20 protein-coding genes are annotated in these 24,602 nt (G+C 66.6%); 8 read left to right on the top strand and 12 right to left on the bottom strand.

Annotated features, from left to right (window positions below; all coding sequences use genetic code 11):
- Window positions 1–125: 125 nt before the first annotated feature.
- From B5X90_RS08270 to B5X90_RS08260, 3 genes are all read right to left on the bottom strand, one after another.
- Window positions 126–2,750 (bottom strand): GH32 C-terminal domain-containing protein, encoded by a 2,625-nt coding sequence (locus B5X90_RS08270; protein ID WP_079551854.1) that lies wholly within the window; start codon window positions 2,748–2,750, stop codon window positions 126–128.
- A 151-nt stretch (window positions 2,751–2,901) separates the two neighbouring features.
- On the bottom strand, window positions 2,902–3,195 hold the full coding sequence (locus tag B5X90_RS08265; RefSeq protein ID WP_018775584.1) for a putative quinol monooxygenase: 294 nt from the start codon (window positions 3,193–3,195) through the stop codon (window positions 2,902–2,904).
- Between the two features lie 47 nt (window positions 3,196–3,242).
- Window positions 3,243–4,238 carry a LacI family DNA-binding transcriptional regulator gene (locus B5X90_RS08260; protein WP_079551852.1) on the bottom strand — a complete coding sequence of 332 codons (996 nt, stop codon included), beginning with the start codon at window positions 4,236–4,238 and terminating at the stop codon, window positions 3,243–3,245.
- 165 nt (window positions 4,239–4,403) lie between these two features.
- On the opposite strand from B5X90_RS08260, the gene B5X90_RS08255 reads away from it, so the two are divergent.
- From B5X90_RS08255 to B5X90_RS08235, 5 genes are all read left to right on the top strand, one after another.
- On the top strand, window positions 4,404–5,516 hold the full coding sequence (locus B5X90_RS08255) for a substrate-binding domain-containing protein (protein WP_079551850.1): 1,113 nt from the start codon (window positions 4,404–4,406) through the stop codon (window positions 5,514–5,516).
- Window positions 5,517–5,630: 114 nt separating this feature from the next.
- Window positions 5,631–6,677, top strand: coding sequence for an ABC transporter permease (locus B5X90_RS08250; protein ID WP_079551847.1), 1,047 nt, complete (start codon window positions 5,631–5,633; stop codon window positions 6,675–6,677).
- On the top strand, window positions 6,674–7,468 hold the full coding sequence (locus B5X90_RS08245) for an ATP-binding cassette domain-containing protein (RefSeq protein ID WP_079551845.1): 795 nt from the start codon (window positions 6,674–6,676) through the stop codon (window positions 7,466–7,468). Before B5X90_RS08250 ends, B5X90_RS08245 begins: the two co-directional genes overlap by 4 nt.
- Window positions 7,469–7,590: 122 nt before the next feature.
- Window positions 7,591–8,550 carry a carbohydrate kinase family protein gene (locus B5X90_RS08240; RefSeq protein ID WP_079551843.1) on the top strand — a complete coding sequence of 320 codons (960 nt, stop codon included), beginning with the start codon at window positions 7,591–7,593 and terminating at the stop codon, window positions 8,548–8,550.
- Between the two features lie 700 nt (window positions 8,551–9,250).
- A complete protein-coding gene (locus B5X90_RS08235) occupies window positions 9,251–11,203 on the top strand; it encodes a glycogen debranching N-terminal domain-containing protein (RefSeq protein WP_079551840.1) in 1,953 nt (650 codons plus the stop codon).
- Here the strand turns inward: B5X90_RS08235 and B5X90_RS08230 are convergent.
- Entirely contained in the window at window positions 11,156–11,938 is a 783-nt protein-coding gene (locus B5X90_RS08230; RefSeq protein ID WP_079551837.1) for a phosphatase PAP2 family protein, read from the bottom strand. The two genes, B5X90_RS08235 and B5X90_RS08230, sit on opposite strands and share 48 nt — an antisense overlap.
- Window positions 11,939–12,030: 92 nt before the next feature.
- The gene (locus B5X90_RS08225; RefSeq protein WP_079551834.1) at window positions 12,031–12,630 is read right to left on the bottom strand and encodes a YdeI/OmpD-associated family protein; all 600 of its coding nucleotides are present in this window, start codon (window positions 12,628–12,630) and stop codon (window positions 12,031–12,033) included.
- 92 nt (window positions 12,631–12,722) lie between these two features.
- Between B5X90_RS08225 and B5X90_RS08220 the strand changes: the two genes are divergently transcribed.
- On the top strand, window positions 12,723–13,505 hold the full coding sequence (locus B5X90_RS08220) for a hypothetical protein (protein WP_079551831.1): 783 nt from the start codon (window positions 12,723–12,725) through the stop codon (window positions 13,503–13,505).
- A 187-nt stretch (window positions 13,506–13,692) separates the two neighbouring features.
- Here the strand turns inward: B5X90_RS08220 and B5X90_RS08215 are convergent, their stop codons facing one another.
- Both B5X90_RS08215 and B5X90_RS08210 read right to left on the bottom strand, forming a co-directional pair.
- Window positions 13,693–14,226 (bottom strand): GNAT family N-acetyltransferase, encoded by a 534-nt coding sequence (locus tag B5X90_RS08215; RefSeq protein ID WP_079551829.1) that lies wholly within the window; start codon window positions 14,224–14,226, stop codon window positions 13,693–13,695.
- A gap of 101 nt (window positions 14,227–14,327) precedes the next feature.
- Window positions 14,328–14,804: a winged helix-turn-helix transcriptional regulator gene (locus B5X90_RS08210; RefSeq protein ID WP_079551826.1), complete on the bottom strand. Its 477-nt coding sequence runs from the start codon at window positions 14,802–14,804 to the stop codon at window positions 14,328–14,330.
- 127 nt (window positions 14,805–14,931) lie between these two features.
- Between B5X90_RS08210 and B5X90_RS08205 the strand changes: the two genes are divergently transcribed.
- Both B5X90_RS08205 and B5X90_RS08200 read left to right on the top strand, forming a co-directional pair.
- The gene (locus B5X90_RS08205) at window positions 14,932–15,648 is read left to right on the top strand and encodes an SDR family oxidoreductase (RefSeq protein ID WP_079551823.1); all 717 of its coding nucleotides are present in this window, start codon (window positions 14,932–14,934) and stop codon (window positions 15,646–15,648) included.
- Window positions 15,649–15,786: 138 nt separating this feature from the next.
- Window positions 15,787–16,785 carry an SLAC1 family transporter gene (locus B5X90_RS08200; RefSeq protein ID WP_079551820.1) on the top strand — a complete coding sequence of 333 codons (999 nt, stop codon included), beginning with the start codon at window positions 15,787–15,789 and terminating at the stop codon, window positions 16,783–16,785.
- 159 nt (window positions 16,786–16,944) lie between these two features.
- Here the strand turns inward: B5X90_RS08200 and B5X90_RS08195 are convergent, their stop codons facing one another.
- The 5 genes from B5X90_RS08195 to B5X90_RS08175 are packed head-to-tail and all read right to left on the bottom strand — an operon-like array spanning window position 16,945 to window position 24,411.
- The gene (locus tag B5X90_RS08195) at window positions 16,945–18,207 is read right to left on the bottom strand and encodes a M20 family metallo-hydrolase (protein ID WP_079551818.1); all 1,263 of its coding nucleotides are present in this window, start codon (window positions 18,205–18,207) and stop codon (window positions 16,945–16,947) included.
- Window positions 18,208–18,216: 9 nt separating this feature from the next.
- Window positions 18,217–19,977 carry an amidohydrolase gene (locus B5X90_RS08190; protein ID WP_079551815.1) on the bottom strand — a complete coding sequence of 587 codons (1,761 nt, stop codon included), beginning with the start codon at window positions 19,975–19,977 and terminating at the stop codon, window positions 18,217–18,219.
- A 19-nt stretch (window positions 19,978–19,996) separates the two neighbouring features.
- A complete protein-coding gene (locus B5X90_RS08185; protein WP_079551813.1) occupies window positions 19,997–21,424 on the bottom strand; it encodes a gamma-aminobutyraldehyde dehydrogenase in 1,428 nt (475 codons plus the stop codon).
- A 12-nt stretch (window positions 21,425–21,436) separates the two neighbouring features.
- Window positions 21,437–23,077, bottom strand: coding sequence for a thiamine pyrophosphate-dependent enzyme (locus B5X90_RS08180; RefSeq protein ID WP_079551810.1), 1,641 nt, complete (start codon window positions 23,075–23,077; stop codon window positions 21,437–21,439).
- Window positions 23,074–24,411 carry an MFS transporter gene (locus tag B5X90_RS08175; protein WP_079551807.1) on the bottom strand — a complete coding sequence of 446 codons (1,338 nt, stop codon included), beginning with the start codon at window positions 24,409–24,411 and terminating at the stop codon, window positions 23,074–23,076. The genes B5X90_RS08180 and B5X90_RS08175 overlap by 4 nt, the downstream gene beginning before the upstream one ends.
- Window positions 24,412–24,602: the final 191 nt, after the last annotated feature.

Raw genomic sequence — 24,602 nt, 5'->3', positions numbered from 1 at the left:
CCCCACACCAACGTCGGGCCGCCTGATGCTGGCATGGAAAAGCTGAAGGGGCTGGGCCGGTGCGATACCGAACGCAGCCCCTTCAGCTCCAACTCTCCGGGAGCAGGTCAGATGCCAGGCTCGGCTTACTTCTTTTCGGGGAGGAACATTGCCTTTTCCAGTGGTGTCACGGTGAGTGATTTGAGCTGGGCGGTGCCGCCTTCTGCGAAGATGGCCATCTTGTCGGCCCCGGCGTTGGGGAATACCTGGTCGGTGATGGTCCGCCGACCGCCTTGGGCGAATACCTCTACGGATGAGTGGTCGAGGTAGAGCCGCATAGTGATGTTGCCGTTTTTGTCCAGGGTGACGGGGGCGTCCTCTATGGAAGCAAATGCCGGGTGGAACGCGGTGTTGCCGGATTTCGTGCGGTCGACGAATATCTTTCCGGTCGTGGCGTCGTAACCGATGGTGGTGGAGGAGGTTCCGTCGCCCAGTACCGTGATGCCGGATTTTTTCGCCGTGCCGGGCGCGAAGGTGATGTCCACCTGCTGGACCTGGCCTGATGTTGCAGCCGGCAGCTGGTGCGCCCCCACGGGGATCGGGCCGCCCTTCTTGTCGTTGTACGAGGCTTTCTCATCTAGCTTGTCCACCTGCTTGACAGCACTCTGGGTGAGGCGGGGACCGTCGGGGGTCTGGGTCAGGTTGACCTCGCGGGGAAGTGCCATGGCGCTGCGCCAGGGGCTGGTGGGGATGTCGTTGGCGTAGTCCCAGTTGTTCATCCAGCCGAGCATGACCCGCTTGTTATCGGGCATGTTGCCGAAGGACACGGAAGCGTAGTAGTCGCGCCCGTAGTCCAGCCAGTCATAGGCCTCCAGATTTGATCGGGCCGGCTTGGCGGAGAGCGTGAATTCGTCCGCAAGGATGTGTCCCCAACCAAACCGGTTGTTGTCGACCACTTTGATTTGCGCCTGTTGGCCAACGAATTCCTTGACATCCCACGATGCCCAGTCGAGCGTTTCACTGTCGTTTCCGGTGGTCGTGCGGACCACCTGTCCGTTGACCACCAGATTTACCGTTTCCTCATCTGACCGGGGAACAGCCGCGCTGTCGGTCAGCATGACGTGGTCGAGGGTCAGGTGTCCCCAGCCTCCGGTGGCCTGGTCAACCACACGCAACTGTGCATTCTGTCCCGCGAACTCGGAGACGTCCCAACCTTTCCAGTTCAGGACACCGGAATTGTCGCCCGCCAGGGAACGGACTACCTGGCCGTTGATAAGCAACTGGACGGCCAAGGTCTGTCCGGAATCCGCGGAGCGGTTGCCGCCGCCCACCAGCATGCTCATGAAATTCTTGGTGATGGGGAACTCCGGTGATGTCAGGGTGCCCCGCCGGTCATCACCCGGCGCAGTGCCGGTCTCGAACGTGTTAATCCGTTTGGCCCCGATGTAGAAGTCCCCACCGCTGGTAGCGGGCTGGGAATTGGGGGTGAGGTCCCCGGTCCCAGTCCAGCCCGCGTCGGCCAGCGACGTCCCGTTGGGAACTTCAAAGCCGTCAAACTTGAGTTCTCCCGCGGGCGGGGTGTTGTCCAGTTTGCCGGAGACACGTGGGTGCTTGCCGCCGCCCACGAGGAAGTTCAGGTAGTCGTCTTTCACCGTGAAGGCAGGTGACTGCACGGAACCGAGCGGCCAGTCGCCATCGTTGAAGGAGTTGATGAGGCCGCTGCCGCCAAAGCCGGCCACCGGGCTCTGGCCCGGAAGAGATCCGTTTGCCGGACTTCCGCCGAACGGGCCGTTCTTCCAGTTGCCTGGTTCGTTGCTGACATTCCAGCCGTCATACGTTCCGCCATTAAACCCGGCCAGGACCTTTCCGTCAGGAATGGTTTGGGCGGGCTTGGTGGATTCGGACGTGAAGGTCGTGCCGTCAAAGTTACCCACGAAGTACTGACCGCCCGAGCCCCCGGCTACACCGCCGGGGTTGATGTTGACCACCATGACCCATTTGATGTTGTTCGTGTCGCCGTCCACGGCCAGGGGGAACAGGTCGGGGCATTCCCACTGCCCGCCGGTGGCGTTGGCGGGCCCGAATTCGCTCAGCGCGGTCCAGTCCTTGAGGTTGGCAGACTTGTACAGGACCACCTTGTGCTCGGTGGCTTCCACAGCGGTCATGACCCAGTAACCGCCGCCGGGTTTGTCGTACCAGAACACTTTGGGGTCGCGGAAGTTGGCGGAGTTGCGGTTCAGGACAGGATTGCCGGAGTACTTGGTCCAGGTCTGTCCGTCGTCGAGACTGTAGGCCAGGGACTGCGCCTGCAGGCCGCGGTGCGGAGAGGCGTCCTTGTAGGCGCTGGTGAAGACCGCGATCAGCGGGGGATTCTCTTTTGTGCCGAAACCGGAGGTGTTGTCCTTGTCGACAACGATGCTGCCGGAGAAGATGTCCTGCTCTGCATCGGTGGCGATCGCCAGGGGCTGCTCCTTCCAATGGACAAGATCCTTGGATGTGGCGTGGCCCCAGGACATGTTCCCCCAGGTGTTGCCGGAAGGGTTGTGCTGGAAGTACATGTGGTAGACGCCCTTATAGAAGACGAGCCCGTTGGGGTCGTTCATCCAGTTTTTTTCGGGCGTGTAGTGGATGGCCGGCCGGTAGGGTTCGTCTCCGGGACCAGTGGTGGCGGCAGTCGCCGGCAGGGAACCTGCCAGTGCCGCGGCCAGCGTCAGTCCCGTGAGTGTCAGTACAGAAACGGCGTGCGTCCTGCGGGTGGTCGTTCTGTTCATCTGTTTGTTTCGCCCTTCATCGCGCGCGTCGTCAATAGACAACGTTGTCAGTGCGAAGGACGCTAAGTTATGTCCATCAGACAAGTCAACGATTTTGGCGAACCGGGCCTGGGAGCCGCCGGCCGGCCTCTCCGCTGAGGCAGGCCGTAGATTACTCGACCGGCTGGAGCCAGGTCAGCACTGAGCCGTCCTCCTCGATGTGCTCCGCGAGCTCAGCGTTGAAACGCGCGCCATAGGCTGCGCTGATATGTTCCTGGAAGGCCGCGTCGCCTTCATAGACCTCGAAGACGAAGTACTCGCGGGGGTTTCTTTCCCGCGTGTAGGGCATGAACAGCTGGTTGCCCGGTTCGCGGCGGACGTGTTCTGTAAGTTCGCGCATCATCTCGGCAACCCGGCTTTCGCTGCCGGGCTTGACGGTGAACTCTGCGTAAAGCGTTTTGATCATGGTTTTCCCTTGTTGTGGATTGGCCTCAGTGGTGGAATCTCGGATCATCAGGTCGGAGGGAGCTCCCCGGAGCCGCGCTGGATGAGTTCGGACGGAACGACGTAGGTCTGCGGCGCACTATCGTCGCCGTCGATCCTGGCCAGCAACCGCTCGGCGGCAAGCTTCCCGATCCTCTCGGGATGCTGGGCAATGACCGTGATGCCCGGATCCATCATGTCCGCCAGCGTGAAGTCATCGAACCCTATCAGGGCCACGCGCTTGCTTAACCCGAGCTCTTTCAGCGCGCGCATAACGCCGAACGTGACGAGGTTCTGGCTGGAGAAGATAGCCGTTGGCGGGTCCTCGGCCGTGAACAGTTCAAGCGCGGCCAGCCGTGCCGACTCCTCATCGTGCAGTCCGTCGCGGACCGGAACGGTGGATGTTGCAATGCCGGCCCGGCCCAGCTCCTCGATGAAGCCGCGCCGCCGTTCCCGGGCGGTCTGGATGTCCGTGCGGTCGCCCAGACAGGCAAGCCTGGTATGGCCGTGCGCCATGAGGTGGGCCGCTGCCCTGGCGGCTCCGACAGCGTTGTCCGTCACCACGGCGTCCGCCTCGATGCCCACGGGTTCACGGTCGATGAACACCATCGGCAGATCGCGGGAGTGTTCCGGAATGACGTAGGACTGGCTCCGCGCTATGGGAGTCAGGACCAGGCCATCCACCCGCCGGCCGAGGAACGCGGCCACCATGGCTTTTTCCCGTTCGGGGTCGTCGTCGAGGCTGGCGGCGAAGACGGCGATGCCGCGGGCCGCAAGCGTGTCTTCCAGCGCACGGTGGACCTCGCTGCTGAACGGGTTGGCCACGCTGGGCAGCAGGAGGCCGATCGAAAGCGTCTGCCGCCCGGCCCGCCGGAGACTCCCGGCCGCCATGTCCAGCTGGTAGTTGAGCTGCTGGGACGCGCCCAGCACGCGCTGCCGGGTGGCTTCGGAGACGCCCGGCTCGTCGTTCATCACGCGGGAAACCGTCTTGATGCCCACTCCTGCCAATGCTGCGACGTGGCGCATCGTGGGGCGATTCTTCCCGGGGTCCGCTTGGTAACGATTAGACATCGTTGTCATCACATCGTCCTTCATCATCGAATTTTCATTGACTCTACCTTGTGACGCTGATTACATGATGCCTGACATCGTTGTCAGGCATTGGAAAGTGCCACGAAAACAGGAGATTCAATGTTGAGTTCCAAAGCACCGCGCACCATGACCCACCGCCTGCTCGCCATGGGCGCAGTTCTGACCCTCGGCACCCTCAGCCTTGCCGCCTGCGGCGGAACCCCCGCGGCCAACCCCGGCAGCTCGGCCGCCGAAAAAGTCGGTGTCTCCCTGATCGTGAAGACGACGACCAACCCGTTCTTCGTCGCCATGGAGGACGGGGCGAAGAAGGCGGCCGCGGACGGAGGCGTGGACCTGAAGCTCGCGGCCGGCAAGGCTGACGGCGACGAGGATACCCAGATCCAGGCCATCGAGAACGCCATCTCCAAGGGCGACAAGGGCATCCTGATCACCCCCAACGGCCCCTCCGTAGTGGACGCACTGAAGAAGGCCAAGGACGCCGGGCTCTTCGTCATCGCCCTGGACACCCCGCCGGATCCCGCCGACGCCGCCGACATCACGTTCGCCACGGACAACTTCGCCGCCGGGGAACTGATCGGCAAATGGACGGCAGCCCAGCTGGACGGGAAGAAAGCGACCATTGCCCTCGTCGATCTCTTTGACGACAAGGTCGTCTCAGTTGACTACAACCGGGACCAGGGCTTCCTGACCGGCCTCGGTATCGACACCGCGGACAAAAAGAAGAACGGCGATGAAGCCAAGACCGGCAAGTACACCGGCGGCAAGGGCGGCGACTACGAGATCGTCGGCAGCCAGGCCTCCCAGGGCGCCGAAGACGGCGGACGCACCGCCATGGAAACCCTCCTGGCCAAGAACCCGAACATCAACGTCGTCTACACCATCAACGAACCCGCAGCAGCGGGTGCCTTCGAGGCACTGAAGGCCGCCGGCAAGGAAAAGGACGTGCTGGTCGTCTCGGTGGACGGCGGCTGCACCGGCGTGAACAACGTCAAGTCCGGCGTCATCGGCGCCACGGCACAGCAGTACCCGGTCAAGATGGCCGAACTGGGCGTCAAGGCCATCGTTGACCTCGCCAAGACCGGCCAGAAGCCGGCGAACTCGCCGGGGCTGGACTTCTACAACACCGGCGTCGAGCTCGTCACGGACAAGCCGGCCGACGGCGTCAAGAGCATCACCACCACCCAAGCCTCCGACATCTGCTGGGGAAAGTAACCCCCCGGCTTCACTGCGGGGCGGGGAGTCCGGAGCCCGCTGCCGGCCTCCCCGTCCCGCACCTACCGAGCTAGGGCCGCCCCTAGCAACCATCACGGAAGATCAGGACCAATCGTGACCCAGCAACAGACCGCCGGCCCGCCCAGCGCCGGGCATGCCGACCTGGCGGAGGAATTCCTTGACCGCCAGACACCGCTCAGCCGGATACGCAATATCCTCCACCGCTACCCAGCCGTCAGCCCTGCCCTTGTACTTCTCATCGCCGTGGTGGTGTTCGGCCTCCTCAATGACAGGTTCCTGCGGGTTGAAAACCTCTCCCTGATTACCCAGCAGGTCTCCGTCGTCGGCACCCTGGCCATCGCCCAGACCCTCATCATCCTCACCGCCGGCATCGACCTCTCCGTCGGCGCCGTGATGATCCTCTCCTCCATGGTCATGGCCCAGCTTGCCGTCAACAACGGACTGCCCGCACCTATTGCCCTGCTCGCAGGCCTCGTTGTCGGACTCGCCGCCGGAGCCCTGAATGGGTTCCTGGTCACCAGGTTCCGTCTCCCGCCGTTCATCGTCACCCTCGGCACGTTGAACATCTTCATCGCCCTGACACTGCTCTATTCCAACGGAGCGACAGTGCGTGGCTCGGCCATGCCGCCCCTGCTGACCTGGACCGGCACCACCTTCCCGCTCGGCCCTGTGCGGATCTCCACCGGCGTCGTCATGATGCTCCTGCTCTACATTGTTGTTGCCTTCATTCTGGGCAAGACGGCCTGGGGCCGGCACGTCTACGCCGTGGGCGATGACAAGGAAGCCGCCCGCCTGGCCGGCATCCCTGTCAGCCGGGTGCTCATGAGCGTCTACCTCGCTGCCGGCGCCGTCCTGGCCGCCGGCGCCTGGATCCAGATCGGGCGGACCAACGCCGCCAGCCCCAACGCCGGCGTAGACCTGAACCTGGACTCCATCACCGCCGTCGTCATCGGCGGAACCAGCCTCTTCGGTGGCCGCGGCTCCATCTGGGGATCGCTCCTCGGGGCCCTGATCGTCGGCGTCTTCCGCAACGGTCTCTCCCTTGCCGGGCTCGACGTTTTGTACCAGACCCTCGCAGTGGGCGTCCTGATCATCCTCGCTGTGTCCATCGACCAGTGGATCCGAAAGGTCAAGTCATGACCATGACAGAATTTACAGCCCCGCACGTCACCACCCGCGAACCCATCCTGCGGGCCCGAAACCTCGTCAAGACCTTCGGCCGCGTCGTGGGCCTCGACGGAGTCAGCCTCGACCTCTACCCCGGCGAAGTCCTCGCGATCATCGGCGACAACGGTGCAGGTAAATCAACCCTGATCAAGTGCCTCACCGGCGCCGAAGTCCCGGACACCGGCGAACTCTTCGTCTCAGGACAGCAGGTGCACTTCAAGCGCCCCCAGGACGCCCGGGTCCACGGCATCGAAACCGTGTACCAGAACCTCGCCGTCTCACCGGCCCTCGACGTCGCCTCGAACTTGTTCCTGGGCCGGGAGGAAAGGCGTGCGGGACTCCTCGGGAGCGTGTTCCGGATGCTTGACACCAAAGGTATGCGCCGGAAGGCCAAGGAAGAGCTGACCCGGTTGGGCATCTCCACCCTGCAGGACGTGACAGTGCCGGTGGAGAACCTTTCCGGCGGCCAGCGCCAGGCTGTCGCCGTGGCCCGCGCCGCAGCGTTCGGTTCAAAGGTCGTTGTGCTGGACGAACCGACGGCGGCACTTGGCGTCCGGGAATCGAACCAGGTCCTCCAGCTGGTTCGGGACCTCCGCGACCGCGGCCTGCCGGTCATCTTGATCAGCCACAACATGCCCCACGTCTTTGACGTAGCGGACAGGATCCACATCCAACGCCTGGGCAAGTGCGCGGCCACCATCACCCCCCAATCACACACCATGACCGACGCCGTCGCGATCATGACCGGCGCAGCCACCGCCTGACGGCCGGCTGGTACCCTCCCGCTCTACCGGAGCCCCCTTTCTCCGTCCGCGGACCTCCCCAGGTCCGCGGACGGATCCACACCGGGGGTTCCCGTCATCAGCAAACCCACGAGAGACAGACCATGGATTACCTCACAACAGCCCGGCAGGACGCTCATCAGACACTCGACGTCATGGTCGTAGGCGAAGCGCTGATCGACGTGGTCACAACGTCGCACGACACGGTGGAGCACCCAGGCGGCTCACCGGCCAACGTCGCCTACGGACTTGGCCGCCTCGCCGTCACCACAGGTCTGCTCACCGCCATCGCCCCGGACGCGCGTGGGATTTCCATCGAAAACCACCTCCGCAGCGCAGGCGTCTTACTTTTGCCCGGATCAAAATCCCTCACCAGGACGGCATCGGCAACAGCAACCCTTGAACCCGACGGCTCCGCCAGGTACGACTTCGACATCTCTTGGGACCTTGCCCCGACAACCCCCGCCTACTTCCCAAAAATACTGCACACTGGATCCATCGCCACCTTCCTTAATCCCGGTGCCGGCGCCGTGAAATCCCTGCTCGAACAGGCCCACAGACACTGCATGATCACCTATGACCCGAATATCCGGCCAGCCCTGCTCGGCAGCCACAGGGAAGCCTTGGCCATCTTCGAAGAGCTCGTGCCCTTAACCGACGTCGTCAAACTCAGCGATGAAGACGCCCACTGGCTGTACCCCCAAAAAAGCCTGGACAAAACCGCAGCACACATCCTCGGGCTGGGCGCGGGACTTACCGTCATCACCAGAGGCGCCGACGGCTCACAATTCACCACCCCTGCCGCTAACATCAGCATTCCCGCTGTGAAGTCCAAAGTTGCTGACACTATCGGCGCCGGGGACTCATACATGTCCGCCCTGATCCTGGGCTTTCTCACCCGAGGAACCGAAGGCTTCGCCCCGGCTGTCCTGGAGCAGCTTGGGCACACCGCAGCTGCAGCCGCGGCCATTACCGTACAGCGCCCGGGAGCGAACCCCCCGAACCTGAAAGAACTCAACATGGCCATCGCGGCCCATTCCGGCGCCCAATACGTGGCTTCTTGACGCACTTCATCGATCGATTGGCGACACCTACTGGCCATAAGGAGACTGCCCTGACGTCGCTTTCACCAGTCACGTGCGCCGTACGGCAAGAACCGTCGTGCATTTTTCAGCAGTCGCCCAAACCAGACCCCACGGGCGCGCTACGTAAGGCGGTCCGGCCGGCACTCGATTGTGGGCGTCTCCCGGCATCTCAAATACGATCGCTTTCGGTGCATCTGCCCGGCACGGAATCTATACGTCTGCCCATGGGCACGACTGGCCTCCAGCCGTATGATGCGGCCATGTTCCGGCATCCACCGGCACCGTGCCAAGCGGTAGTGCCGCGCCCTGTCACGGCGCCTATGTTGCTGACGTTGACACGAGTGTTCCCGGAGAGCCAACCCCTGAAGCGGCCGCGGTGGCGTGGGCTAAGCCGGTAAACGCGCCTTCCGGCGCTCCAACCGATGGATGGAAAGCGGTCGATGAACGGACGGCGCGCAGTGGTGACTGGAATGCCGGTGTAAGCCGGACCATTCCCGGCGGCTGGGTAGTTTCTGGCCTCGGGTGCGGCGGCACCCGGAGCTAACTTGGGTGGTCCCCAACACCGCCCGGCCGCAGGCGGACCTTCTGGCCGCCGGCGGCCGGCGCCATGACCTCTTCGGCGGTCGGTAGCGGGCTGTGGCGCATTGAGACCGCCCAGTGCCCGGCATAGGGTAGGCGGATGACTGTTCAGCCAGGCCTGCACCGCCAACATTGCTCCGTTGCCGCCCCCACCCAGCTGTGGCTCGATCCTGACGGCCGCCTGGCCGGCGAGGTCAAACCGCCCGGCGCAGGCGACCCTGCTGAGCCGGCCGGGTTCACCGGGCTGCTCCACGGCGACACCCGGATGCTCTGCCGGGCCCTCGTGCGCGTCAACGGCCTGGAACCCGAACCGGCGGCCGTCGAGACGGAGCCCGGCGGCGTCCTGCGCGTCCGGGGCCTGGTCCGGGGCATCCCGGGACCCACGGAGGATCCCGCCGTCGAGCTCCTCCAGACCTGGACCGTGACGCCGGGCCTCGTGCGGCACACCCTGCAGCTGCGGACCTCACTGGATTCCCTCGACGTGGAAGTCGACGTCGAGCTCGCCGCCGACTTCACCGACATGGCCCAGATCCGCCTCAGCCGCTTCCGTGACGTCTCCGGGCCGGTCTCCGCCGATGAGTCCACGCTGCGCTGGCAGGAGGGCGGCAAGACCCTGGCGGTCGCTGCCCCCGGCGCCGTCACCCCGGAAGGCCACCTCGTCTGGCGCGGAACGCTGGGCCGGGGCCGGCCGTTCGAGGCCGAATGGCAGGCCGTCCTCTCCGATCATGACGACGCCGTGGTGGCGGCCCGCCCGTCCGCGGCCCGGCCCCCGCGGACCGGGCCGGTGGGGGCCCTTGGCCTGCTCCTGGATAACTCCCTCGATGATGTGGCCGGGCTCCGCCTGGCCACCCGCCAGCTGCCGGACGCCCCGTTCATCGCGGCCGGGGCGCCCTGGTACTTCACGCTGTTCGGGCGGGATTCGCTGTGGGCGGCGCGCCTGCTGCTGCCCCTGGACAGCGGGCCGGACAACGGGCTGGCGGCGGGCACCCTGCGCGCGCTGGCGGCTTTCCAGGGCACCCGGACGGACGCGGCGGCCGCCGAGGAACCCGGCAAGATCCTGCACGAGCTAAGGTCCAAGGAACTGTTGCTGGAGAGCCAGAACCTGCGCCTGCCGCCGGTGTACTTCGGGGCCGTGGATTCGACTCCGCTGTGGCTTTGCCTGCTCGGGGAACTTTGGCGCACCGGCCGGGACGAGGACGCCGTCCGGTCGCTGCTGCCGAACGCGGCACGCGCCGCGGCGTGGTTGCTCGCCGCCGGCGCCACCGGAACGGACGGCGCCGCGGACGGTTCAGCGGATGGCGCGCCCGGCAACGGCGGGTTCCTTAGCTACCGTGACTCCACGGGCCACGGCCTGAGCAACCAGGGCTGGAAGGATTCCCGGGACGCCATGCAGTTCCGCGACGGCCGGCAGGCCGAGGGGCCGATCGCCCTGTCCGAGGCGCAGGCTTACGCGTACCAGGCAGCCATGGGGACGGCGGAACTGTTCGACGTGTTCGGGGAACCGGGTGCTCAGGCGCTGCGCGACTTCGCCGCGGCCCTCCGGCTCAGGTTCCGGGAGCGCTTCTGGGTTGAGGACGACGGCGGGCCGTTCCCCGCCATGGCCCTGGACGGGCACGGGGTCCCCTTGGACGTCCCGGGCTCGAACATGGGACATCTGCTGGGCACGGGCATCCTGGACGCGACCGAAGCCCGGATCGTCGCGGACCGGCTGGTGGGCCCCGAGCTGTTCTCCGGCTACGGCGTGCACACGATTTCGCGGCGGGCCGCAGGGTTTTGGCCCTTCAGCTACCACTGCGGCTCGGTCTGGAGCCACGACACCGCCATCGCGATCCGCGGCCTCCTGGCCGACGGTTTCGTCGCCGAGGCACGCACCCTCGCCGACGGCCTGCTCGCGGCGGCGGCCTCCTTCGGGCACCGGTTGCCGGAGGTGTTCGCCGGGGTGCGGGCCGAGGACTCGGGCGTCGCGGTACCGTATCCGGCGTCGTGCCACCCGCAGGCGTGGTCCTCAGCCTCGGCGGTGGTGATCGCCCAGGCGATGGGCGTCGGGCTCTGACGGTCCCGCTGCCGTTGGGGGTTCCGCGGACGGGGCCGCGGCGGCGCGCAGCCCGTCGGCCAGGATGACGGCGCCGGTTACGGCGAGCGCCAGGCCCATGGAGGCGAGCACGTCGGTCAGCCAGTGGTACCCCAGGTACAGGCGGCTGAAGGCGACCACCAGTGTCCCGGCGGCCGCTGCCGCGAAGCCGAGCACCGACGTCGTCCGTTTGCCCGTCCGCGTGCCGCGGGCCGCCAGCAGCAGATAACTGAGGACGCACAGGAAGACGCCCGCCCCGAAGGTATGGCCGGAGGGAAAGGACAGGGCGTCGTCCGGTCCCAGCATGAAGCCGCTGGCGGCGGGCCGGCTCCGGCCGACGTCGTGCTTCACCAGCGTGGACACCGCGAAGGTGGCTGCCATGGCGCCGACCAGCAGGGCGGGACGCCAGACTTCACGCTTGAAGACCGCCCAGGCCAGTGCCACGGCGCAGCCGATCACCGTCATCCACAGCGGCGACGTCACCGTGGTCACGGCCGCCAGGATGGCGGTGGCCAGGGGGTTCCGGGACGCCACGAGTCCGTCGTGCACGGGTCCGTCCAGGTCGGCCACGCCGCTGTTCGTCTGCACGGCGGCGAGCACGGTCCAGAAGATCGTCTCGCCCGCGATTAACAGGCCCGCAGCCACGAAGAAGAGCCGCCGCTGGGATGGCAGCGGCAGGCTGGCGGGGGGTCGGGAGGCACGCTGGGCAAGGAGCATCGCCTCATTCTGCCACCGGCAGCTACCTGGAGCCCGGAGGGCCGCTGGGAATTCTCTGGGATGCGCGGCGGCGCGGCCGCTACGGTTCTCTGCTACGGTTTTCCGGGCCGCCTGGTCTGCGGGTACGGCGTTTCGAACCGAGCCAGCATCTCCACGAACCCGGCGATCTTCCGTTCCCGGGTCGAGGCCTGCTTGACCGAGTTGGTGCGGTAGATCAGGGCATACCGGTTCACGGACGTCAGGACCTCGAACATCGCCTGGGCCCGCGGGTCCGCCGCGATGGCGGCGGCGAGATCATCCGGGACCTCCGCCGTCGCCGAGCCCGAATAGGCGGCCTCCCAGCGCCCGTCCGCCTTGGCGGCGGCGACGGCCGCCTGCCCGGCGGGGGCCATCCGCCCCGCCGCCTCCAGGCGGTCAATCCGCTCCACGTTCCGGGCCGACCACACGCTCTTGGGTCCCCGCCGGGTCATCCGCTGGAACGAGCTTTCCTCGTCCCGGCGCCGTCCCTGCCCGTCGATCCAGCCGAAACACAGCGCCTCCTGCAGCGCCGCCTCGTAGTCCAGCTCCGTCACCGATCCGCCCTTCTTGTGCAGCACGAGCCAGACGCCGGGACTTTGGGCGTGGTGCTGCTCCAGCCAGGCGCGCCACTCGGCGGCGTCCTTCACCAGCAGTTCCTCCAGTTCAACAGCCATGGCCCCATTGTGCCCTGCTGTGCTGACCGGAAGGGTGCTTTGGTGGCACCATGTCAGGAGGAGCCAAAAACCGTCCTTCGCAAGGAGACCCCATGCTGCGCGTCCGCCCGATCCACTACACCTCCCGCATGGACCAGTGGGAGGGCCTGCTGTCCGCCCTCGGCATGGTGCGCACAGTCAACGACGGCGACTGGCAGGAGTTCGACGCCGGCTCGGGCCGCCTCGCGCTGCACCGGGTGGCGGCGGTCGCCGCCGGGGATGGTGCCGGGGACGGTGCCGGTGCCGGTGCCGGAATGGTCCTGGATGGAAAGACGGACTTCGGCGTCGAGGTCGGGGATCTGGCGGAGTTCGCCCGCCGCACCAACGCCGCCGCCGGGGAGGGCGGGAACACCCCGGCCGAGCTGGTCAGCGCCCGCCACGGCGACACCTGCCGCATCACGGGCGGGGACGGGTTCGCTTTCTTCGCGGACAAGGCAGCCCACGGCGCGCAGTGCGCGGACGCCGATCCGGCCCTCGCCGTCGTCGAAGTCTGGTTCACGCCGGACGCGACCGCCGCCGCGCAAACCCTGCGGAACATGGGCGCCCGGCTGCGGCCGGCCCCGGACGACGACGAAACCGCGGATTTTACGGCGAAGAACGGCGGCGTGCTGATGGTCCGGCCCGCCAGCGGCGCCGCCCGGACCGGCCTGGGGTTTGAATACACCGGCGACCTCGCCGCCCTGCGGGACCGCCTCGCGGCCGGCGGCCACCGGGTCAGCCTGACGGAAGAGGCCTTCGGGCGGACCCTGCACGTGGCCAACCCGGACGCGGCCGACCTGCCGGAGAACCCCCACGGGGCGATGCTCTGGATCTCGCAGAAGCCCGAAGGCGCCTGAGGCGGTCCCCCGCTGCGTCCGCGGCGGACCTATCGAGTTCAGCCCTGACACCGTAGGTGGATAGGGCAGCTGCTTGTTTTTGTTTCCGCACTCTCCTGCTGTCGCCGTCGAAGGCCCACTATCGTGGTTCGAGCGAGACTAGTAGCTCAAGTTAAAGATGGACCTTTTCTGCCCCACGGCCGGACCTCTATTCCTGGCCGAGAATGGACGGGAGTCGGTCCTCCATAGGCTGAAGCTCTTTTGCAAAGCAGATCGACGACGGGATGGAGTGCTCGTAAGGCGGATAAGTGGGTATCTGCCTGTATCCAAGTTTTCGATAAAAAGCTTCAGCTTCCGGCTGCTTACCCCCGGTTTGCAGGATAACGCGGCGGGCGCCGGCACTGGCGGCAATCCTCTCGAGTTCAGCCATGAGTACGGTCGCAGCGCCCATACCTCGGGCTGCAGGGTCTGAAATGACCCGCTTGACCTCCCATTCCCCATTCAACCGGCGGAGAGCGCCGTGCCCTATGGCTTCACCTACGGTATTAAGTACCAGGACGTTGGCGATGAAATCTTGCGGTGGTACGGAGAGCGCTTTCTGCGCTGCTTCGGAAAGATGAGGTTCTTCTGCGGTAGCGTATCGGGCGAGAAGCTCGTCTGTTAACAAATCCCGCAGACGGGCTGCTCTATGGTCTTCAAAGTCAACTATCTCCAGGGTCACTGCTGCCGGATTGCCGGACATTTATCTCCTGTTGATGCGTGTCTTATTGAAATTCCTTGGTTCGTGCGGCCGCTACAACGGACGACCGCGGGATGTCCCGTCGTCGCCCTTCCGGTTTGTCGTTACGGGTCGACAGGGATGGCGTCGGTCGTTGACACCAGCGGTCCCAGCATCAGACTGCCCACTCTGAATTCCTCGTCGCATTCCGCGCAGGTCAGCACCGGTTGCAGGTCGGCCCCGCAACTGTGCCGGTAGGAGGCGCGGGGTGTCTCGTCGCGCATCCAGGTGCTGCTCCACGCCGCGAGTGAGATGAGGATGGGAGCAACTTCGGCCCCGGAAGTTGTGAGGTGGTACTCATAGCGCGGGGGGCGCTCGGAATATTGGACGCGCTCAATAACGCCATGGCTTTCCAGTGTCCGCAGCCGGCCCGTCAGGATGTCGCGGGAGGCGCCCGTATTGCGGGCTATCTGGTCGAAACGATGAACGCCCAAGGACATCTCCCGAAGGGCCAGCAGTGCCCACCGCTCCCCCAGTACCTCAAGCCCTGCCGCGATGAAACATGCCCTGGGCGCATCCCTGGCCGTATCAGTTGGTGTCATGACTTACCTGCTTTCAGTGCGTTCTGTAAGTATACAAGTGAGTTGGAAAATCCAACCGACTCCGCTAACGTGACTTTCGGAGGCCGCGGCAACCTCGTCGCCGCCCTGTCTGAGATCAGGAGAATCCATGCCACAGCTGTCTGGCGCCGTCGTCCTTGTCACCGGCGCGAACGGAGGGCTGGGCCGCCACTTCGTGGAACAGGCCCTCGCCAGGGGCGCGGCCAAGGTGTACGCGGCAGCCCGGCGTCCTCAGGAGTGGAACGAATCCCGCGTCATCCCTCTCGCTCTGGATGTCACCGACCCTGCCTCGATCCGGGCCGCCGTGGCGCAGGCTCCGGACGTCACGGTCCTGATTAACAACGCCGGCATTGCCGTGGAATCGGACACACTCCTGGCACTGCCTGACGAGGAATTCCGAAACGTGATGGAGACCAATTTCTTCGGGCCGGTCGCCCTGACCAAGGCATTCGCGCCGGTGCTCGCGGCCAGCGGGACGTCAGCGGTCCTCAACATCCACTCGGCGCTCAGCTGGATCGCGCTCACCGGCGCCTACAGCGCCTCAAAGGCGGCGCTGTGGTCGGCGACCAACTCCTTCCGGGTCGAACTGGCTCCCCAAGGCACGCACGTCACGGGCGTGCACGTCGGCTACATCGACACGGCCATGGCGAAGGGCGTCGATGCCCCAAAAACCGCCCCCGAGGAAGTCGTGCGGAAGTCGTTCGATGCGCTCGAGCAGGGAGATTACGAGGTCATCGTGGATGACATCTCTGCCGGCGTGAAGCTTGGCCTCTCTGGTGCGATCTCCGATCTTTACCCGGCGCTGGCAGCCAACGCCCCGGCATGACCCGACAAAGCCTGAAAACCTCCTAAGAACTCCGAGAGATACATTCATGACAAGCAACACCTCCGCAGAGCGCTCGGAGACCTCCACCTGGATGGACCCGGCAATCGCGCTTCCCCACCAACCGGAAGCGCTGGCACCATGACACATAGTGCCACCGCTGTTGCCCTGGCACCTGCCGCTCACGAACCTGTCGAGCCTCTGAACGCCGCGCCAGGGATGCATGAGTTGAGCCGGTTCGGCGTGCCGCTGGGGCTTGCCGGTCTGGGCGGCGCCTGGTCCGCCGCAAGGAGCTCTCTCGGATCCCCGATCTGGCCGGAGGAAATTCTCTACGGAACAGCCACCGCCCTGTGGCTGGTCCTGACCGTCACGTACGTGTTCCGGGGCCTTCGGCGGAAAGGAACATTCCGCTCTGACCTCAAGCACGAGGTGGCAGGGCCTTTCGCATCCTTTATCCCACTCATTGGGATCCTGCTTTCCTCCCACTACAGCCAGTACCTGCCGCCCTGGGGTGCCGGGCTGTGTGGCGCGTTCATCGCCGCGCTGGCCATCGTCGCCGCACAACTCCTCGCCCACTGGGTCACCGGCGGGGTATCGATGCAGTCCATCCACCCTGGCTACCTGCTGCCTGTCGTAGCCGGATCCTTCGTCGCCAGCATCGGATTCTCAAGCATCCACGCCCATGATGCCGCCATAGCCACATTTGGCGCCGGCATGTTCTTTTGGCTTCTCGTTGGGACTGTCGTCACCGTCCGGCTCATGACGGGAGGTGCGCTGGCGCCAGCAGCCAAGACCGGACTATCCGCATACCTGGCTGCGCCTGCAACGGCCAACATCGCTTGGATGGTGTCACACCCCGGTCCAATGGGGGCCACGCAGCTTGGGCTCACTGGTGTGCTGGCAATCATGGCGCTACTGCAGGTCATGCTCCTCCCCGAGTACCGCAAGCTTCCCTTTACGCAATTATTTTGGGTGTTTACCTTTCCCGTGGGCGCAACCACCAACTACGCCGTCCGCTGGCTTGCCACCACTAGCCTCCCCGGCTGGGAAATTTACGCCTGGACGACACTCGGGCTCGCAACAGCCTTCACCCTCGCCATTGCCGCCCGTACTGCGACAACGGGAAGTGCCCGCGCATAGCGAGACGAGTCGGACAAGGTGCCCGAGCGACGATTTATGGATGGTCACGAGCACTCGTGGTCTAGCCGCGTCGCGTCCTCCCGGAAGGCGACACCCAGCGATCACAGAACGCCGCCAGAGAGCGATCAAATCCGCGGAGGAACCCCCCTGGGGCCGCGCTCAGTCCTCCAGCGCCCCGTTGCAGAGCCGGTTCACTACCTCGGTGAGCATCGCCAGGCCGGCCACGATGTCCTCGTCCGTGGTGTATTCGTGCTCGTTGTGGGAGATCCCGTCCACGCTGGGCACAAACAGCATCACCGTCGGGACGAGGTCCTTCATGTTGGTCGAATCGTGCCCGGCCAGGGTCATGACCTGCTTGTTCGCCAGGCCCAGGTCCGCGGCCACCTTGGCCGCGAGTTCCACGCCCTCGGGCTGGTAGGGGGTCACGGGCCAGGTGTGGGCGTGGTTGCGCTCCACCGTGACGTTCGCCAGCCGTTCGATCCCGGCGATCCGCTCGTCCAGCAGGGCGTCGGCCTCGGCAAGGACAGCTTCGTCGGCGCTGCGCAGGTCCAGCAGCAGGCTCACCCGGGACGGCACCACCACGGGCGAGTTGGGGTAGACGTTCAGTTGCCCCACAGAGGTGTGCAGCACGCCGGGGAAGGTGTCGGCGAGTTCCCGGGCGGCGACCACCATCATGGACGCCCCCAGCAGTGCGTCCTTCCGGTCGGCAATCACGGTGGAGCCGGTATGGGCCTGCTCGCCGTGGACCACGAACTCGTATTTGTTGGCCGCCCAGTTGGAGTTCACCAGGCCGATGGTGATGCCTTCGCGTTCCATGCTCCGGCCCTGTTCAATGTGGATTTCGGCGCAGTACGCGGCTTCGGGGCCCTCGTAGCTGCCCCGGCAGCCGATCGCGTCCAGGGCCTCGCGGACCGTGACTCCGGCCGCGTCCGTGGTGGCCAGCGCGGTTTCGAGTTCGAGCTTTCCGGTGTAAACGGAGGAGCCCATCATCGACGGCTTGAAGCGGGAGCCCTCCTCGTTGAACCAGTTGACCACCGCGATATTGAACCGGGGCTGCCCGGCGTCTCCGGCCGCGGCCCACTGCTCCACGAGGCGGAACGCCGCGTGGGCTGCGGCGAGCACACCGTACGCGCCGTCGTAGCGTCCCGCCGTCGGCTGGGAATCCATGTGAGAGCCCACCACGACGAAGGGAGCCCCCGGCACGGCCTCGTACAGGCCCCACTGGTTGCCGGCCCGGTCGAACCGGACGGTGAAGCCGTTGGCCTCCAGCAGGCCGGTGAGCCACTGCCGCTGCTGGCCGTCCGGCACGCTGGCCGCTTGGCGGTCCACGCCGCCGTTCTCGGTAGCACCGAATTCGCTCATGGTGTGGAAGTCCCGCACGAACGCGGCGTCGCGGGTGCTGAAAGTGGTGTGAGTAGTCACGGTGTTCCCCTATGAACGGTTGGTAGCTGGGTTAAAGAATGGACCGGTTGCGGCCGGCTGGGCCGCAACCGGGGTCATGATGCCGGCGGTCCGGAAGGTAAAGTTCCCCCCGACGGCGGTGGCCAGCACCTGGAGCCCAGCGATGCTGGCCGCGGTGAGCGGGGACCCGGACAGGACGGTGAAATCGGCGAGCTTCCCGGCGGTCAGCGAGCCTTTGACGCCGGAGGTGCCGGTGGCCGCGGCGGCTCCGGTGGTATACGCCGCCAGGGCCTGGAGCGGGCTGAGCCGCTCGTCCGGATTCCCGAAAACGGCCCCGGAGGCGGTGCGCCGGTCCACGAACGCCTGCATGCCGCGGAGCACGTTTCCGTCGGCCACGGGGCGGTCGGAGCTGCCGGCGAGCGTCACACCGGCGGACAGGAACGACGCCGCCCTGTAGGCCCAGCCGAGCCGTTCCGGGCCGAGGGACAGCGTCATGCCGTCCCCGCCGTCGGCGAAGAAGCTCGCCTGCGGGGTGACGGCGATGTCGGCGGCGGCCAGCCGCTGCAGCTGTTCCGGCCGGGTCATCGAGGCGTGTTCGATCCTGTTGGGCACGGCCCGGGGGCCGTATTTGGCGGCGCAGCCGGTGATGATGTCGATCGCGAGGTCAACGGCGCGGTCGCCGATGGCGTGCGCCGCGATCGACCACCCGGCCGCGTAGGCGGCCTCGATCTTTGCCCGCAGCGCGTCCGGTTCGGCCTGGAAATAGCCGGTGTTGCCGGTGTTGTCCGTCCCGCCGTGGCTGCAGTAGTCCTGGCTGACCGCGGCCGTTTCGCCGAGCAGTGACCCGTCCAGGAACACCTTCGCCGGGCCCAGGGACAGGAAGTCGCCACCGAAGCCGCTGGCGATGCCCAGATCGAGTCCGACCGGCGCGGTGCCCGGCGGGTGCTGCCCGCCGAGCGGGTGGAGCACATCCAGCACGGGCATCAGCTGCGCCCGGGCGTGGAGCCTGCCCGCGGAGGCCGCCCGCTGGTAGGCAGCCAGCTCCACGGGGCTGTGGCCGATCCAGCCGCCGCCGATCCCGGCCTCGGTGAAGCTCGTGATGCCCTCCGCAGCGTAGTAGGTGGTGGCCCGGTCCAATGCGGCTTCGATCGCCTCGGACGAGTACGGCAGGATCAGCTGCTGGATCAGCTGCTGCGCGGTTTCCTGGACCAGCCCAGTGGGGCGGCCGTCGGCGTCGCGGACAATCACGCCGCCGTCGGGGTCCGGAAACGACGCCGGTTCGGCGCCGGCCAGCCGGAGCGCGGCGGTGTTGACCACGGCCATGTGCCCGGAGTTGTGCCGCATGAACAGCGGCCGGTTCCCCGTGATCCGGTCCAGGACGGTGATGTCCGGGAACTCGCCGCCGTGCTGGGTCTGGCTGAAGCCGGTGGCCAGCAGCCATTCCGGCGCCGGTCCGGTCCCGGGCTCCGGCTCTGGCGCTGCCTCAGGCCGCGCGCTGTCTGCTGCCATGCCGGCCTCCACCAGGGCGTAGAGCTGCGTCAGGCCGCGCGCGGCGGAGACGTCCAGTTCGCCCAGGCCGAGCCCGAACCAGGTGGTGTGGCAGTGGGCGTCGATGAAGCCGGGGGTGACGGTGGCGCCGCCGAGGTCGAGGATTTCGGCCGCGTCCAGGCCGGCCAGGTCGTCGTCGAGGCCCACAATCCGGCCCTGCCAGACTCCCAGCGAGGTGGCATGCGGGCGGCGCTCATCCATGGTGATGATGTCCGCGTTGCGCAGCAGCAGATCGAGTTTCAAGGGTTACCTACGTGGTTCTTTAGCGGTGGGAGGTGGTGACTGACTTGATGCGGGTGTAGTCCTCCAGCCCAAAGACGGAGAGGTCCTTCCCGGTGCCGGAGTGCTTGAAACCGCCGTGCGGGGCCTCCGCCGGGATCACCTGGTGGCAGTTGATCCAGACGGCGCCGAAGTCCAGCTCATTGGAGATCCGGGTGACCACTCCGTGGTTGTTGGACCAGACGCTGGAGGCCAGCGCGTACTTGGTCCCGTTGGCAAGCTGCAGGGCTTCGGCCTCGTCCCGGAAGGGCTGGATGGTGACGACGGGTCCGAAGATTTCCTCGCAGACCACCTCGTCGGCCTGGAACACGCCGTCGATCACGGTGGGTTCGAAGTGGAAACCGGCGCCCGTCCGCTTGCCTCCGGCCAGGACCCTGGCGTTCGCGGGCAGCCGGGACATGAAGCCTTCCACCCGGTCCAGCTGGGCGGCGCTGTTCAGCGGGCCCAAGTCCGCGGCGTCGCCGCCGACCTGCAGCGCAGCGGCTGCCGCGGCGAGCGCGGCACCGAACTCCTGGTGGATGGATTCCTCAACGAGCACACGGGTCACGGCGGTGCAGTCCTGCCCGGCGTTGAAGAACGCACCGAGCGCAATCTCGATGGCCGCCACGTCAATGTCGGTGTCCGCGAAAACGATCGCCGGTGCCTTGCCGCCGAGTTCCAGGTGGACGTCCTTGAGGGTCTTCGACGCCGCGGACATCACCTGCGCCCCGGCCCGGGTGGAGCCGGTGATGGACACCATTTCCGGGATCTCGTGATCCACCATGGCGGCACCGGTCCCCCGGCCGCCGCAGATGACGTTGACGACGCCGGCCGGGTAGGCCTCCTGCGCCAGTTCGCCCAGCACCAGGGTGGACCAGGGCGTGGTGTCGGCCGGTTTCAGGACCAGCGTGTTGCCGGCGGCGAGCGCCGGTCCGATCTTCCAGATGGCCATCATGAACGGGTAGTTCCACGGGGTGATCTGGGCGACCACGCCGAGGGGTTCGCGCCGGACCGTGGAGGAAAAGCCGCGGACGTATTCGGTCTGCGCGGTCCCGGACACCACGCGGCAGGCGCCGGCGAAGAAGCGCAGCTGGTCGGCGCCGCGGAGGATCTCGATCTCGCGGGTGATCTGGCGGGGCTTGCCGGTGCAGGCCACCTCGGCGTCCAGGAGCCTGTCGACGTTGGCCTCGATGAGGTCGGCGAGTTTGAGCATCATGGCCTGGCGTTCGGCGGGGGTGGTCCGCTTGTAGCTCTGGAAGGCGGTGTGGGCGGCTTGGAAGGCGCGGTCCACGGTGGCGGCGTCGCTGTCCGGGGCGGTGCCGAGCTGGACTCCGGTGGCGGGGTCGAAGAACGGCAGGGTGGCCGCGTCCGAACCGTCGGCGGCACTGCCGGGGACGATCTCACCGTTGATGATGTTGTGCAGGGTGATCATGACTGGCTCCGGTCAGTTGCTGGCGGTCTTGGGTGAGCGGATGGTGGGGTCCTGCGGGAGGTGCAGGACTGCTGGCAGCCCGGAGTCGACGGCGCGGCGGAAAGCGGCGCCGAAGTCTTCTGCCTTCTCGACGCGTTCGCCATAGCCGCCGTAGGACCGGGCCAGTGCGGCGAAGTCCGGGTTGGTCATGTGCGTGCCCGAGGGCCGGCCCGGGTAGTGGCCTTCCTGGTGCTCACGGATCGTGGCGAAGATGCCGTTGTCCACCACGAGGGCGATGAACTTCCCGCCGTGGCCCATGGCCGTGGCCATTTCCTGGCCGTTCATCATGAAGCAGCCGTCACCGGCCACGGAAATCACCTGGCGGCCGGGGTAGGCCAGTGAGGCAGCCACCGCTGCCGGGATCCCCATGCCCATGGCCCCGTTGCGGGGTGCGGCGAGTGAGTTCGCGGTGTTGTGCCTCAGGTAGCGGGCCGGCCACAGCGAGTGGTTCCCTGCCCCGTAGGTGATGACGGCGTCGTCGTCCATTTCCTGCTTGAGGATTTCCATGACGACGTCGAGGTCCACATATGTCGAGTCCGCTCCGTTCGCGCTGTCCGGCTGCGCGGTGGAGAACTTCTCGTAGTCGGCGCGGGCCCCGGCCAGCCAGCCGGCCTCGGGATCCGCCGCGGAATCGGTGGCGGCGAGTGCCGTGGCGAAGGACGCGACGTGGGCCGGAATGTGCTGGTCCAGCCGGCCGAAGTGGCCCAGCAGATCGGCGCCTGGGTGGACGACGACGGTGACGGCATCCAGTCCGCGCTTGTAGCCGTCGGAGAGCACGTCGGCGCGGACGCAGCCGACGAAGACCAGCAGGTCGGCCTCGTCGAGGCGGCGGGCATTGGCGTCGCTGCGGGCGTAGCCGAGGTAGCCGGCGTAGGCGTCGCTGCTGTGCGGGACGGCGTCGTAGGCGCGGAAGTCCGCGAGCACGGGGACGCCGTGGCGGGCGGCCCAGCCGGCCAGCGCATCGGAGGACGCCTGGTCCCAGCCTTCGCCGCCCACCACGAGAAGGGGCTTCCTGGACGCGGCCAGGCGCGTCTCGAGGCCGGCGAGATCGGCTGCTGCAGGTTCGGTCCGGGCGACGGCCCGGGGCTCCACCGTGGCCGATTCGATGGCGTGGACGAGCACGTCTTCGGGCAGGCCGATCACCACGGGTCCCGGCCGGCCGCTGAGTGCGGTGAAGATGGCGTCGTCCACCACGCGGGCGGCGGAGGCGGCGTCGTCGAGCGTCACGACCTTCTTGGCGGTGCTGCCAAACCAGGCGTTGATGTCGAATTCCTGGAACGACTCCCGGCCGCGGTCCGCGACCGGGATGAGGCCCACGAACAGGATCATCGGAGTGGCGTCCTGGTGCGCGGTGTGGATGGCGATGAAGGCGTTGGCCGCGCCGGGGCCCCGGGTCACCATGGCCACGCCGGGCAGCTCCGTGAGCCGGCCTTCGGCGAGGGCCATGAATCCGGCGCCGCCCTCGTGGCGGGTCACCACCGTTTCAATGGAGGATCCGTGCAGGCCGTCCAGCACGTCCAGGAAGCTCTCCCCGGGGACGCCGTAGACGCGCTGGATACCGGCTCGTTCCAGCTGGGCAACAATCAGGTGCCCGGCGGTGGTTGTTGTGCTCAATGCTTCATTCCCTTTTCTTCGATGCTCAGTGCGGGGAGGAAAAGGCCGGACAGCGCGGTCAGCGCGGAGACCACCAGCAAGATGATGGCGCCGGGCCAGAACGAGTTGCCGTTGGCGGCCACGAGGGCCGTGGCGATCAGCGGCACGAAGCCGGAAATGACGCCGGCGCTGTTGGAGGTGATGGCGACGCCGGTGTACCTGACCTTCGTGGCGAAGAGTGCGGTCAAGGCCGTTCCGGACACCGCGTACGGGACGGACAGGGTGGATACGCCGACGATCATGGCGAGGATGACCAGGACGGGGTTGGCGGTGTCGATGGCCAGGAAGACGGGCACGGCGATGACGGCGGAGGCGACGCCGCCCCAGAGGATGACCTTGCTGGCGCCGAACTTCTCGCCCATGCGCCCGGCCCAGACCAGCGCGAAGATTTCCACGACGGCGGCCAGCAGCGAGCCGAGCAGCAGCGTTTCGTAGGGCATCTTGAGCACCTTGGTGCCATAGAAGACCACGAAGCTGGTGATGAGGTAGAAGCCGCCGATACCCAGCAGCGCGGAGCACATGCCCACCAGGATCTGGCGCCAGCTCTTGGTCAGGACTCCGCGGATGGGGGCGTGCTCGGTCTCGCCGGACTCCATGAGGGCTTCGAATTCCGGGGATTCGCTGAGCTTGCTGCGGATCCACATCGAAACGGCCAGCAGCGGGATCGCCGCGATGAACGGGATGCGCCAGCCCCAGGCGTCGAAGTTGGCCTGGCCCACCAGGTACAGCATTCCGAAGAACCCGCCGGAGGACAGGATGGTGCCGATCGGCGAGCCGAGCTGCGGGAGGGCGGCGTAGCGGGCGCGTTTGGCGACCGGGGCGTTTTCGACGGCGATAATGACGGCGCCGCTCCACTCGCCGCCGACGGCGAGGCCCTGCAGGATGCGCAGCGCGACCAGCAGGATGGGGGCGGCAACGCCGATCGTCATGTAGTTCGGCAGCAGGCCGATGAGCCCGGTCACGAGGCCGATACCCACGATGGTGACCATCAGGATCTTTTTGCGCCCCACCTTGTCGCCCAGGGCGCCGAAGATGAAGCCGCCGATCGGACGGGCCACGAAGCCCACGGCCAGGGTGGCGAAGGAGCTCATGGCCGAGACGAAGGGGTCTTGGGACACGAAGTATTGGGCGTTGAACACGAGCGCCGCGGCGGTGGTGAACAGGAAGAAGTCGTACCACTCCAACGCTGTCCCGACGAGGGCCGCGAGGGCGACTTTCTTGGCCACGCTCTCATCGACAACCCCGGGCAACTGCGGACTGGCGGTGGTAGTGGCGTTGCTTGCGCTGCTTGCCATGATTACTCCAAAGAAATGTGACTGGTCTTGACGGTGGCCCCTGTGCGGTCACCCCCATCCGGGGACAGTTCCGTCCGTGACGGTTCGGGCCGAGACGATTCGGGGGCCGACGCTTCCGGCGGGTGTGAGTGGGCTCACGCCTGGTGCTTCATTCCATTCTGCCAGTAGCTTTTTCCAAAATAACTAGCATT

Source organism: Arthrobacter sp. 49Tsu3.1M3 (assembly GCF_900168135.1).
In the GTDB taxonomy this organism is placed as follows: Bacteria; Actinomycetota; Actinomycetes; order Actinomycetales; family Micrococcaceae; genus Arthrobacter.
This window is presented reverse-complemented; position numbering and strand designations above follow the sequence as displayed.